A 12,329-nucleotide genomic window follows, 5' to 3' on the forward strand; every position below is an offset into this window, starting at 1 on the left:
GCCACCACGCTGTGCCCCAACCCGTGCAGGTGACACAGGTGAAGAGCAGTAACATCAACAGAACGCCGAAAGTCGAGCCGCTCAGGCCTGCCGGCCCGCCCCACTGAACCGTTTCCAGAATCAGAATCAGGAAAAAGGTGATATGAATCTTGATGTCAATCCCAAAGACCTGGGCGATCCGAAATGACCACTTCATGGCATGACCTCTCGCGAACGGTGAGCTTCCTGACTCACTGAATTGTACGAAGTTCTTGACTTACGTCAATTATTGGACTGCAAGAACAGGTCTGTTGTCACTGTGACTCCATCGTTCGGGTCCGGTCAAAAGCGCAGCCGAGGCTGGGTGGGCGGCTTCCCGCAGACGAACCTGTTTCGGGCCTGGGGACCGCGGTTGGGGCGGCGCCTGTGGCTGGTGGGCGACAGCATCTTCCCCGGCCAATCCATCCTGGCGACTGCGCTTGGGCCAACGCGTCGCAGGCGGTGCTATCGTCAGCTTTGGTGGTCTTTGACCGGAGATGGTTCTGATGTTACAATGGCATCCTCGTAGTCTATTAATGAAGTATGAAAGGACGCCGCTCATGCCGCCAAACCAATCTTTTGCCGTTACGTTGTCACCCGCCGCCTGGGCTGCGGGGAATGGCCGAGGTTTACGAAGCCAACGATCCGTTGCCTCAATCGCCCGGTGGCGATCAAAGTCATCTACGCGCACCTGGCCAGTCAAGATGGCTTCGATCAGCGCTTTCGCCGTGAAGCGCAACTCGTCGCTTCGCTACGCCATCCTCACATCGTTCAACTCTACGACTTCGGCATCGAAAACGAGCAGCCGTTCATGGTCATGGAGTATCTCAATGGCGGCACTTTGCACGATCTCCTGCTGCAGTGGCGCAGCCGGGGCGCCATCATGCCGCTGGATGAAACGGCGCGCCTGCTGACGAAGTTAGGCTCGGCCCTGGACTATGCACACGAGCGCGATGCCATCCATCGCGACATCAAGTCGTCCAACATCATGTTCACGGCCGAGGGCGAGCCGGTCTTGACCGATTTCGGCATCGCCAAGATGCTCAGCGAGGTGGCGCATTTGAGCGCCACCGGCAGCGTGATGGGTTCGCCCGCGTACATGGCGCCGGAGCAGGCGATGGGTCAGCCGGTGGATGCGCGCAGTGACCTGTACGCGCTCGGCATTGTGCTGTACGAGATGGTCAGCGGCCGTGTGCCTTTCCAGGCCGATTCCCCCACGGCCGTCATGATGCAGCATATCTCGCAGCCGCCGCCGCCGCCCCGCCAGTTCAACCCACAGTTGCCGCCGGCCGCCGAAGCGGTGATTCAGAAGGCGCTGGCTAAAGACCCTGCGGCCCGCTTCAACCGCGTGAGCGAACTGGCGGCCGCGTTTCAGGCGGCCGTGACCAGTTCAGAGATCACGCTGGTGAACGCTCTGTTCGTGCGCGATCCGGCGGCCACGATGGTGTCAGGCGAGCCGACGGCACACGCGGCCACGGCTGCGCCCACGGCGAGCAGGTCAACCCCGCCGAGCCAGACGCCCGCTCCGCTCCCCGCCAGCCCTGCGGCCGGCCGTGCCGCGCGCGGCTGGTTGCTGCCCGCGTTGGCGGCCCTGGCGCTGATCGCGGTCGTGAGTGTCTTCTTGCTGTTGCGCGCCGGTCAAGTCAGCGAGATGGGGATGCCAACGGTTGACCTGTCCCTCGTGCGCTTCAGCGATGGCGCGGCGCTTTCCGATCAGGCCACCGCGACGTTGAACGGCGTCCCCGCACCAGCCCCCGGGACGCAGTACGAAGTCTGGCTGTTGCGCGGCGATGAACGACGCCAGAGCATGGGCATCATTCCGATCACAGACGGCCAGGGCACGCTCAGTTTCGCCGACCCCAACAGCGGCATCCTGCTGGCCGATTTCGACGCGGTCGCGGTCACCATTGAACCGGCGCCGGACAACAACCCGATGCCGGGGGCGACTGTCCTGTTGCAGGGCCAGTTGCCCGCGCAGGCCCTGATGCATATCGGCCACGTCCTCGTGGCGCGGAAGACACGCCGGACAGCATCGGTTACGCCGTGGGCCTGCGAGTCCAGGCGGAACTTCTGCAGGAGGCCGGCGCTGCCCAAAAAATGGCTGCACTGCAGGCACAGGACCTGCAGCAGGTCAAGCAGGTCGCGGAGGGCATCATCGGTCTGATCGAAGGCAACGCCGGCGAGCACGCAGGCGATCTGAACGGCGACGGGGTCGTGTCCAATCTCGGCGATGGCTTTGGCCTTCTGCCCAATAGCACGCACGTGGGCTACATTCAGGGAACCCTGGAACATGCCAGCCTCGCCGGCAGTACGCCTGACTCCACGGACGCTATCAGGCAGCACGCGCAGCATGTGCAAATTGCCATCCAGAACGTGAGCGAGTGGGTGATCAGTCTGCGTGATCTGTCGCTGCAAATTGCCCAGACAACCGACCTGGGCGCGGTGAATGCCGCGGTGCGTGAGGCCGCGACGCTGACCAAACGTATTCTGGATGGTCAGGACATCAACGGTAATGAGAGCGTAGATCCGATTCCCAACGAGGGCGGCGTCATCACCGCCTATTTGCACGCCCAGTTCATGGCCGACATCATTCTGACCAAGCCGTAAGCGGCTGGCGGGACGAACCCAGGTGAAGGGCAGTGGGGAAAGTAACGACCTGTGAACCAATTACTCGGCTGGCGCTGCACGCTGTGCGGCGCGACCTATGCACCGCATGAGATCGAGTACGTCTGCCCGCAGCACGGCGACGCGGGCATCGTGGATGCCGTTTATGACTACGCCGGCATTGCGGCCGCCGCATCGCCGCGAACCCTGGCGGCCAGTCGGGACACGTCCATGTGGCGCTACCGGGCGCTGCTGCCGGTCGCGGGTGACGCTCCCGTGCCGCCGCTGCACGTCGGCGGCACGCCGCTCTATCACGCGGCGGCCCTGGGCGCGCAGCTTGGCCTGCCCAACCTGGTCGTCAAGGACGATGGTCGCAACCCTACCGCGTCGTTCAAGGATCGCGCCAGCGCGCTGGTGCTGCTGAAGGCGCAGGAGCAGCGCGCGGCCATCGTGACGACGGCCAGTACGGGCAACGCCGGCGCCGCGCTGGCCGGGTTGGCCGCCAGCATCGGTCAACCGACGGTGATTTTTGCGCCCAAAACCGCGCCGCCGGCCAAGGTGGCGCAGCTGCTGACCTACGGCGCCACGGTCCTCCTGGTGGATGGCAACTATGACGCCGCGTTCGAGCTTTGCCTGGCCGCGTCCAAAGAGTTCGGCTGGTACTGCCGCAATACCGGCTATAATCCCTACACGGTGGAGGGCAAGAAGACGGCCGCGTACGAAATCTGCGAGCAGTTGCGGTGGCAGGCGCCGGACGCCATTTTCGTCTCCGTGGGCGACGGCAACATCATCACCGGGCTGCACCGCGGCTTGCAGGATTTGCTGGCGCTGGGCTGGATTGACAAGCTGCCCAGGCTGATGGCGGTGCAGGCCAGCGGCTCATCTGCCATCTACAACGCGTGGGCCAGCGGCGCGGACACCATCACCCCGGTGCAGGCGACCACCGTGGCCGACAGCATTGCGGCCGACCTGCCACGCGATGGCCTGCGCGGCCTGCGCGCCATTCGAGAGACCGGCGGCAAGGCCATCCAGGTGACGGATGACGAAATCCCGGGCCGCGATCCCGCTGTTGGCTCGGCTGACCGGCGTCTTCGCGGAGCTGGCCGGAGCCGCGGCGCTGGCAGGGCTGCTGGCGGAGATTGGAGAGCGGGGATTGGGGAGCGGAGAGCGGAGATCGGAGATTGGAGAGCGGAGATCGGGGATCGGAGATCGGGGATCGGAGATCGGGGATCGGAGATCGGAGATCGGAGATCGGAGATCGGAGATCGGAGACCGGAGATTGGAGATCGGAGATCGGAGATCGGAGATCGGAGATCGGAGACCGGAGATCGGAGGGAGTGGGGGGAGAGGGAGATCGGAGAGCGGAGAGCGGAGAGCGGAGGAGATCGGGGGAGGGACGAGGGACGGTGGTGCTGATGATTACAGGCAATGGGCTGAAGGACATTAGCAGCGCGATGAAGGCCAGTGGTCAGGCGACGATCATCGAGCCGACGTTGGCCGCAGTGAAGAAGGCGATCGGAACATCGCAGGGGCAGGTGGGGGGAGGGATTCTCCCCCTCCTCTCCTCCTCTCTCCACCCCCTCTCCTCTCCGCGGACAGAATAGCCGGGTTCTCCACCCCCTCTCCTCTCCGCGGACAGAATAGCCGGGTTCTCCACCCCCTCTCCTCTCCACTACGTGGAGAGGAGAGGGGGCAGGGGGTGAGGTGAGGCCCGATGCATCAAGCCGCGGTCACCACCACAGCCGGACTGCGCGCACCACCGGCCGCGCTCCAGTTGTAGAGCCACCACGAATCATACATGCTGAGATTGACACAGCCGTGACTGCGCGGCCGGCCAAACGCGTCATGCCAGTAGGCCGAATGCAGCGCGTAGCCGCTGTAGAAAAACGCGGTCCACACCACCTCTTCCAGGTAGTAGTAGCCCGCGCCGGGGCGTCCGCCCGCCATTCGGCCGCCGGGTCGGCGCAGCCAGGTGCGGAAAATGCCCTGCACGGTCGGCGTGCCGGGCAGGCCGGTCGCCACCAACGCGGCGTACACCGGCCGGTCGCCCTCATAGGCCACTGCCGTCTGATCGCGCAGGCTGACCGCCACCCAATACTCGTTGCTGCGAATCGCGGCCGGGCGTGTGCGCCCACGCGCCACGCCAACCCACTGCCCGTACACCCACTGCTGCTCGCCGATGCGATACCAGGTAGCGCCGCCGACGCTGGCGCTCTCTAGGATGTTCACGCGCTGGTTGTGGGTGACTTCGCCCACCTGCGCGTAGTTCGTACCCGGCCCGCTGCGCACGTAGATGCTTGTGGACACCACCCATCCCACGGGCAACTGCGCCGCGCTTGCGACCGCGCTGACCGCGCTGGCCGGTTCGGCCGCGGCCGGCAGCAGGCGCACCCAACCGCTGTGAACCCAGCGCCGTTCGCCGATGCGATACCACACCGCGGCGCTGACCGTGGCCTGTTCCAGAATGTTGACCTCCGCGCCGGCCAACAGGCGGTCAATCACCGGGTTGTCGGCAAAGACGCCAGGACGGGCGCGCACGTTCAGCACACTGGCGGTGACGACCCCGCGGCGGCCTGACGGCGGCGGTGGGGGGGGCGGCGGCGTAGTCGCACTGCCCAACTCCACCCCGGCCAGGCTCGATGGCGTCATGATGGTCACCGCGCTGGCCGGAACCCAATCCTGCCCGGCCGAACGGTACCAGAGCGCATCATGCACCCAGGCTTCGGCCGTAATCGCCAGGTAAGTGCCGGCCGCCAGGCTGCGCACCACGCGGCTGCTGCCGGGCGCGGCGTAGGTGCGCGCCCAGTTCCAGGCCGACCGGGCGTAGCGATAGGGCTGCCAGGGCACACTGGTCTGAGCCACCTCTGGCAGCGCGGTGAGCGGCGCCGCGGCCAGCAGCGGTTCCAGGATCGCCATCTCCTGCGCCGGCACCGGGTCCGCAATGGTCAGCGCCTGCGCGGTCAGATTGCCCAGCCAGAAGCCGTCATGATCCAGCCAATCCACCGCCACCCAGTAGATACCCGGTTTCGGGTATTCCACGGTCCAGGCGCCCGTTTGTTGTGTGCCCAGCACGCCTGTGAGCCAATGGACTTGCTCGGCGCCGGCGTCCAGGCGCAGACGATGATCGGCGGCCAGCCCCTGGACCGCGACCTCAGCCCGCACGCGCAGCGGCTCCTGGTCATCGGGCCGCAGCGTCAGCGTGACGGTCGGCGTGGCCGCGGCCGCAGACGCCGCGCGGGCCGCGGTCGGCGTCACCTCAGCCTCCGCGCTGAACTCCCCCCAGGTCAGCCGGGCGCGTGCGGGCGCGGCCTGGTCATAGGCATGATCGGCCAGGTCGAGAGGATGCGCTGTTCGCGCCAGGTCGTGGGCGCGGGCGCGGCCACCATCCCCAGGTCGAACTCGTGACCGTCGCCGGTTTCCAGGCGGGCCGGCGCCCACGCGTGCGCTTCATCCAGGGCCGCGGCGCTGAACGCGAGTTGAAAATGCACCATCTGGGGTTCCTGTCCAGGCTGGACAAGCAGGCGGATCGGAGTTGGCATGGTTGGTTCCTTTCTGAATGTGTCAAGGGCCAGGTGCGGTCGGACAGGCGTTGTCTGTCCTGCGCCGTAGTTTAGCATGGGACAGGGACAAAGCGGAAATGGAGCAGATGCCGGCCTTGCTGTTTTACAACAATTGATGTAAAATGTTCTCATAACGGAGGTCATGAAAACATGCTCACTCAGAATGTGTTACAAGAGGTTATTACCCTGCCCGAGGCGTCTGTTCTGGCTGCGGGAATGGGTCATGGACTCGATCGCAGCAACTTGCTGCGTTATGCTCGCACGGGACGGCTCGTCGCGCGCAAGAGCGGTGGAACCTGGCTCACTACACGCGCTGCGCTTGAGGTGCTGATTGTCGAACTGGCCGGCGAGACGCGTGGGCGTCCACGTGCTCAATCCGCAGCGTGGGCGGAGGTGACCATGACGCCGGAGTTGGAGGACATTCTGGCGAGAATTGATCGCTTGCGAGCGGAGTTGGCTCAACAGGTGCGCAGCCCGATCAATGACCAACGTCAGCGCCGCGAGCTGATTGTCGAGGCGATCTATCACACCAACCATCTCGAAGGCAACCAACTGTCACTGCCCGAAGTGCGAGCGGTGGTCGAGGCGTTCTGGGTCGAGACCAACGGACATGGAGGAATCAGCCAGGATGAGCAGTCGCCCAGGCGCCGGCGGTCTTCCTGAACTGCACGAAAATTGTCCAGGCTACGAACGACTACCAGCCAGTTGGTTTGTGAAACACTCCATGGGCGTCGGTCAGCACTTCAGGGAATTGACTAACAGCCAAGGCGCCTTGACGAATCTGTCTCACAAATGAGGCGTGTTGCGCCAGCACTCTACTCGTCGGATTCTTGTGCGGGTTGAGGATGCCAACGGGTATCCCAAGTTCCTGACGTGCGATCTTGATCGGCTCCAAGAGATCAGAATCGTTCGTTACAATCACAGCCGTCTCGTACTGTTTCTTGTATCCGTCATTGATGAGATGAGCAGCAATGTTGACATCGGAGCCTTTTTCCTCAGTTTTGATGACCTTTGCAAACCGTGGACCATTTGGCGCCGGCTGCGCCAATGCCATCATGACGTCATGGGACAGGAATCTACCAAAGATGATTTCGATATCGGGGAGGGTCCTCAAGGCTCGAAGATAGATTTGTTGGCGAGTTGGCTTATCGGGATCGTCGTGACGAGCACTCACACGAGCGGTAAAGTATTTGATTTTGCCGATTTGGTGATTTGGAAGAAGCAACGCACACATCGCGTGTAGGTTGAGCCACTTGTAACGGGTATCTTTGACCGCACCGTAGTACAAGTTGAAACCATCGATGTATACCCAGGTTTTCACCTTGTCTCCTTCTGAATAAGCAGAGACCGTACTCTCCGAGTACGGTCTCGCAGCCTGCCCCCGAAGGGACAGGGGGTTTGATGAATGAATTATAGATGAGTTCCGGACACGGGTCAAGTTACGGCGTTCGGCAATTGCTCAGGCTGATGTCATCCACAAACATCCAGGTGCGGTCGCCCAGGCGCTGGTTGTCGTTACGCACCTCCAGGTAAACACGCACGGCGCGCCCGCGGTAGGCCGTGAGATCGAAACTGAGCTGCTGCCAGTCGTTCTGATTCTCCAGCTTGCGCCACAGCTCAGCGATCATGCCGCTGTTGCTTGGGTTCAAGATTGCCAGGTGCTGATAGTCGCCGCTGCTATCCCGCGTGCCCGGCTTGACCCACAGCGTCAGCGTGAGCTTCTGCGCGTTGGCTGGCAGGCGCACATCCTGGTACGCGGTCGAAAGGGTTGGGACGGCAGGATGAGAGCCAGGACTGCCGTTGGGCAGTAGCCCCAACTGCAAGGCGCGGCTGCCCGCATGCACCTCAGCGGTGGTGTAGCGGGCCGTGCTGTCCGTGGTCGTGAGCGTCCAGTCGCCCGCCTGTTCGAAATCTCCGTTGCGCAGGAGGTTGGCGCAGGCAGACGGCTCTTCAGGGTTCGATTGTTTTGCGGTCGCAACCGTCAGCGTAACGGCCGTCGCCTGGCTGTTGTTCCAGGTCACCGGCGTCGGCGCGCTCAGCGCCAGCGCGGGTGATTCCAGGGAAAAGGTGATGACCGCGCCGGGAACGCCGCACCCTGACCAGGGGTCCTCATCGGCCGCCCGCACCATGACGCTGTAGCCAATGTAGCTAATGCCGTTGGTCATCACCAATGTTGAGCCATCTCCGCACGCCCGCCCCTTGATCCAGGCGGTGAGGGTCAGGCCGGCCGTGGGGGAGAAGCTGCTGCCCGGCTCGATCGTGCCGGTGATCAGCGCGGGTGGGCTGACCAGGCTGCGGACGAGCGGCGGCAGAAGCGATGGGAGCGAGCGCCGGGCTTTCAGAGGACCGCCGGTGGTATGGATGAAGTAGCCCTGACCGAAGCGCAGTTCCTGCAGGGTGTTGAACCCGGCCGGCGCGCCGGGCGCGTAGACCTGCCAGGGATCGGTCTCCAGGGTTGGGGTGTAGCCGTAGACCAGGGTGAACGCGCCGTCCGGCAGCGAGGCCAGCGCATCGGCGATCGTTCGGGTGGGCGGCTCCGACACGGGATAGCCGAAGGCGTGCCAGCCGGCGCCTTGCAGCATGATCTCGGTGCTCGACAGCAGCGCATACAGCCCCTGTTCCTGGATGGCGGCCACTGCGTTGTTGGAAGCCATGACCAGGGTGGTCGGCAACTGCTGCCAGGCCTCCGTCTTCTCGTTCCAATGGTGGATGCGCAGGAACGGTTCCTCGCCGGGCGGTACTTCGCTGCCGAGGTAGCCGATGCTGAGCGACGTTTTGGTCAGGGCCACGTTGTCCGTGGTGGCCAGGCGGTGCGCATGGCCGACGAGGGTGGCCCAGGGAGGAAGGTCAGGGATCTTGACTGCCGTCTGCAGCACGGCGAGGTGTGTTTCGTCCAACGCCAGGTCCCGGCCGAAGAGCATGGCCTGCCCGTCGCTGGAGAGCACCGGCGCCAGGCGCCCCCGCGGCCAGGCGCCCTGTGCCTGCGACTCGCCAGGGCTGTGCCGGGATCTTCGCCAGGCTACCGTTCACCGTCAGGTCGAGCGTGATGCGGCAGGACTCTGCGGCGGTCAGGGCCTCTGGGTCCTTCAGGCAGAGCGTGCTGCCACCCGGTGTGATGTCAATGAACCCGGCGCTGCCCTTGAACGGCAGACACAGTGGTGATGATCGTTGTTGGAGTTGACCAGGACCGTCACCTGGGGCTGACCGTCACCTCCGGGATGCCAGCCGGCGGCCAGGGCGACCAGCACAATCTCCTGGTTTCCCGCTCCTGCACCGTCGTACATCCCTGCCGGTTGGCGTCCTGATCCATCACGCACAGGGTGTACCACCGACCTGCGCGCCGCGTGCCTGCACCTGGTCGAGCTGCGGCCGGCCGAGATCCACAATGCGCTTATCGCCTTGCTTGTACAGAAAGGCGCGCGCACCAGGGCCGGGCTGAACCGGGCGTGCGGCGACATCCAACAGGTAGAAGTTGGGGCTTGCCAGGGTGGCGACCGGGTCGGCAGGCCATGTCTCGCTGGCGATCTGCGTCACGCGGAACGGTAGAATATCCGGCCCGGCCGTGTCCGTTGTTGGCTCCTGCAGCCAGGGATAGAACGCGTGAATCGTCGCCCAGTCCGACCGGCCGGCGCCCTTCTCAGAGAGGGTTTCCCCACATTTTATTTTCCAGTCGCCTGTCAGGTGAAACTCGCCGTTGCCCTTGTCATCGTCTTCCTTGTACGGGTCGGCCATGACGCCGGAGCAGTCGCTGACCGGCTTCAGCAGGCCTTTTTCTTCATCCAGGCCGAGATAGTTGTCATCCAGGAAGAAGAGCAGATGCCCCAGCTCGTGCGCCAGGGCGCGCGGCCAATCTTCGTCCAGGTTGCCGGCCGCGGCGTCGCCAAAGCGGTTCCAGGCCGCGCCGATCTCCACTGCCCCAGGGCCATAGGCAATGGTGGACGTGAGTGGGTCGCTGATGACCGCGCTGACGATGCCGCCCTGGGTTGCGTTGGGGCGCAGGCGGTTGGTGGCATGGATGCGCACATCCGCATCGAGCCAGGCGTTGCTGCCGCTGGCGGTTGGCTGCAAGGCCGCATCGTGAGTCAGCGTGATCTGGCCCAACGCGGCCTGGCCGTTGCTCCAGTCATAGAGCAGCTCCGACGCGCGCACCAGGTCGCTGGTCAAGCGGGCCACATACCCGCGGTCGTTGTGCGCGTCCCATTCCAGGGCCACCTTCAGATCGAAGAGCAGTAAGGGGTTATCAGGCGAGATGATCAGCGTTTGCAGGCCGGGCGCCGAGACGGTGACGGCGCCGGTCGTGACCCGCGGCATGGTGTTTTGGCTGCTCAAGTCACTGGCCGGTACGATGGGCACGCTGGTGTAGAGAAGGCTGGCGCGTGTGACGGACAGGATCTTGGTCCGCGTCGCCGGCGCGGAAGCAGCTATCTGTTCGGTCTGTTGTGCCAGCGCCGCGGCCTCTGTCTGAGCGGCCTGTGCGACCGGCGCAGGTTCGGCGAACAGACCGGTCGGATTGAGCGGCGACAGACTGACCCACTGGTGCGTTTCTGGGACCGGCCAGAGGGCAAACAAGCGATCGTCATGATTCAGATCAACGCTTTCGATAGGGCCGCTGAGAAGCGCGGCCAGGCGCTCGCCGGCCGCCCAGCGATACACCTGCGCGTTCGCGATCGTCGTCGTTCCGCTCAGCGTTTTGCTCTCCACTTGCAGGGGAGTCAGAATGGGGATGCTCACCCGGCCTTGACGAAAACTGCTGTATTGATAAGGGCCAGGAGGCCGATTCTGGCACGGCTTCACCGTGGATGTCAGCAGCATGCGCAGATCTATGTCGTCGCGCCATTGCTCCCATTGCTCGAATGGCAGATACCACTTCAGGACTCGCGTGGCTGTCATGGAGGTGGCATTGGGACTTTCCAGGATCTCCTTCGGGTCGTCGACAACCGCGGCCGCACGCCAGTTCCTGCCGCTGTCGAAGGAGATTTCCGGCGCTCGATTGAAGTAGCAGCCGCCGTTAGGCACCGCCAACGAATAGGTTAAGGGATGAACGGCTGCGAGCGCTTGCTTATCGGGTATCCGCTCCGTGGTTTTCAGGCGAATCGTTTGCGCGTCGGCCCGCTCAACATGACGCCGATTGGTGAAGAACATGAGCCGCCCCGTCCCATCGTTGGGGTTGTAGCGATCGGCGAACACGATGTCGGGCTTGCGGTCCCCGTTGAGATCTCCCACGGCGACGGCGCGTGTAGTGCTTGCCACGGGTCAGAATCAACGTCCCGGCGTCCGAAAAACCGCCCTGCCCGTCGTTCAGGAAGATGACATTGTCCAGCGCCAACATCCCGATGTCGCTGGACGTTGCCCAGACGCCGGTCACGATGTCGAGGCTGCCGTCGCCGTCGAAGTCGGCCAGGGCCACGCTGTAGGTCTTGTTGTCGAGCGTGCCCAGGTAGGCGGCTCGTTCCGTGGAAAACAAGCCGCGGCCGTCATTGAAGTAGACCACGTTGGGCGCAAAGAAGTTGGCGACCACCAGGTCCAGGTCGCCGTCCCTGTCGAGATCGCCCAGGGCCAGCGATTTCGTGCCTTCGAACTCGCTGCCGAAGCGTTGGCTTGGTTCTTTGGGAAAATGACCCTTATTATCCTCACAATCATTGAGATAAACCGCGTTTTGCGCGTTATCGTTGCCAACGACAATGTCGGGACAGTCGCCCCCATTCAGATTGCCAACGGCCACGCTGGTCGTGGGATCGGTGGGGCCGCCCAGGGCCTGGGTGGGAATGGCAGCAAAACCGCCGTGTCCATCGTTGAGGTAGATGGCGCTCTGGCGCTTGCTGCCGGCGACGATGTCGGGCCAGCCGTCCCCATCGAGGTCGCTCACCGCCACGCTCCACGTGTCGCTCAAGGCCTTGCCCAGGGCCAGAGGTTCATCCACAAAAGAGCCGCCCCCGTCATTGTAGTAGACGTGATTGGGCTGACCGGTTGCATTGCCGGCGACGATGTCGAGTCCGTTTTTCCTGTCCAGGTCGGCCAGGGCCAGGCTCATGGTGGTGGCAGAAATACCAAAGCGTTTCTGAATCTGGCCGCTCAGTTGACCATCCCTTACCCCGGCCACCACATCGAGCGTCCCGTTGCCGTCCAGGTCGCCCAACGCCAGGCTGA

The 12,329-nt window shown here is 64.0% G+C and carries 11 protein-coding genes and 1 pseudogene; 6 read left to right on the forward strand and 6 right to left on the reverse strand.

The window, feature by feature from the left end; translation table 11 throughout:
• Positions 1–196 (reverse strand): annotated as a pseudogene (locus IPF85_RS23710) (site-2 protease family protein); the annotation flags it as partial.
• 396 nt (positions 197–592) lie between these two features.
• Between IPF85_RS23710 and IPF85_RS23715 the strand changes: the two are divergent.
• From IPF85_RS23715 to IPF85_RS23730, 4 genes are read left to right on the forward strand one after another with little or no spacing between them, the layout of a single operon-like run.
• Entirely contained in the window at positions 593–2,182 is a 1,590-nt protein-coding gene (locus tag IPF85_RS23715) for a protein kinase (RefSeq protein WP_343410528.1), read from the forward strand.
• On the forward strand, positions 2,116–2,625 hold the full coding sequence (locus IPF85_RS23720; protein WP_343410519.1) for a hypothetical protein: 510 nt from the start codon (positions 2,116–2,118) through the stop codon (positions 2,623–2,625). The genes IPF85_RS23715 and IPF85_RS23720 overlap by 67 nt, the downstream gene beginning before the upstream one ends.
• A 51-nt stretch (positions 2,626–2,676) precedes the next feature.
• Positions 2,677–4,038, forward strand: coding sequence for a threonine synthase (gene thrC, locus IPF85_RS23725; protein ID WP_343410520.1), 1,362 nt, complete (start codon positions 2,677–2,679; stop codon positions 4,036–4,038).
• Positions 4,029–4,226, forward strand: coding sequence for a hypothetical protein (locus IPF85_RS23730; protein ID WP_343410521.1), 198 nt, complete (start codon positions 4,029–4,031; stop codon positions 4,224–4,226). Before thrC ends, IPF85_RS23730 begins: the two co-directional genes overlap by 10 nt.
• A 115-nt stretch (positions 4,227–4,341) precedes the next feature.
• On the opposite strand, the gene IPF85_RS23735 is transcribed toward IPF85_RS23730, so the two are convergent.
• Together IPF85_RS23735 and IPF85_RS23740 are read right to left on the reverse strand one after the other, a co-directional pair.
• Positions 4,342–5,538 carry a L,D-transpeptidase family protein gene (locus IPF85_RS23735; protein WP_343410529.1) on the reverse strand — a complete coding sequence of 399 codons (1,197 nt, stop codon included), beginning with the start codon at positions 5,536–5,538 and terminating at the stop codon, positions 4,342–4,344.
• 368 nt (positions 5,539–5,906) lie between these two features.
• A complete protein-coding gene (locus IPF85_RS23740; protein WP_343410522.1) occupies positions 5,907–6,161 on the reverse strand; it encodes a hypothetical protein in 255 nt (84 codons plus the stop codon).
• 171 nt (positions 6,162–6,332) lie between these two features.
• Here IPF85_RS23740 and IPF85_RS23745 point away from each other — a divergent pair, with 171 nt between their 5' ends.
• Positions 6,333–6,845 carry a hypothetical protein gene (locus tag IPF85_RS23745; RefSeq protein ID WP_343410523.1) on the forward strand — a complete coding sequence of 171 codons (513 nt, stop codon included), beginning with the start codon at positions 6,333–6,335 and terminating at the stop codon, positions 6,843–6,845.
• A gap of 31 nt (positions 6,846–6,876) precedes the next feature.
• Here the strand turns inward: IPF85_RS23745 and IPF85_RS23750 are convergent, their stop codons facing one another.
• Entirely contained in the window at positions 6,877–7,503 is a 627-nt protein-coding gene (locus IPF85_RS23750) for an NYN domain-containing protein (RefSeq protein ID WP_343410524.1), read from the reverse strand.
• Positions 7,504–7,621: 118 nt separating this feature from the next.
• Complete coding sequence (locus IPF85_RS23755) at positions 7,622–9,127, reverse strand: hypothetical protein (RefSeq protein WP_343410525.1); 1,506 nt, start codon at positions 9,125–9,127, stop codon at positions 7,622–7,624.
• A gap of 213 nt (positions 9,128–9,340) precedes the next feature.
• Between IPF85_RS23755 and IPF85_RS23760 the strand changes: the two genes are divergently transcribed.
• A complete protein-coding gene (locus tag IPF85_RS23760) occupies positions 9,341–9,487 on the forward strand; it encodes a hypothetical protein (protein ID WP_343410526.1) in 147 nt (48 codons plus the stop codon).
• Between the two features lie 1,808 nt (positions 9,488–11,295).
• Here the strand turns inward: IPF85_RS23760 and IPF85_RS23765 are convergent.
• Positions 11,296–12,329, reverse strand: a 1,034-nt coding sequence (locus IPF85_RS23765) for a VCBS repeat-containing protein (protein WP_343410527.1), incomplete at its 5' end; no start/stop codon positions are given.

The sequence above is a fragment of the Candidatus Amarolinea dominans genome (assembly GCF_016704685.1).
Lineage (GTDB): Bacteria > Chloroflexota > Anaerolineae > SSC4 > Amarolineaceae > Amarolinea > Amarolinea dominans.

Excerpts from the sequence above, each read along its gene's own strand:
- IPF85_RS23745 (WP_343410523.1), top strand. The coding sequence starts at position 6,333 with ATGCTCACTCAGAATGTGTTACAAGAGGTTATTACCCTGCCCGAGGCG.
- IPF85_RS23720 (WP_343410519.1), top strand. The coding sequence starts at position 2,116 with ATGGCTGCACTGCAGGCACAGGACCTGCAGCAGGTCAAGCAGGTCGCG.
- IPF85_RS23735 (WP_343410529.1), bottom strand. The coding sequence starts at position 5,538 with ATGGCGATCCTGGAACCGCTGCTGGCCGCGGCGCCGCTCACCGCGCTG.
- IPF85_RS23740 (WP_343410522.1), bottom strand. The coding sequence starts at position 6,161 with ATGCCAACTCCGATCCGCCTGCTTGTCCAGCCTGGACAGGAACCCCAG.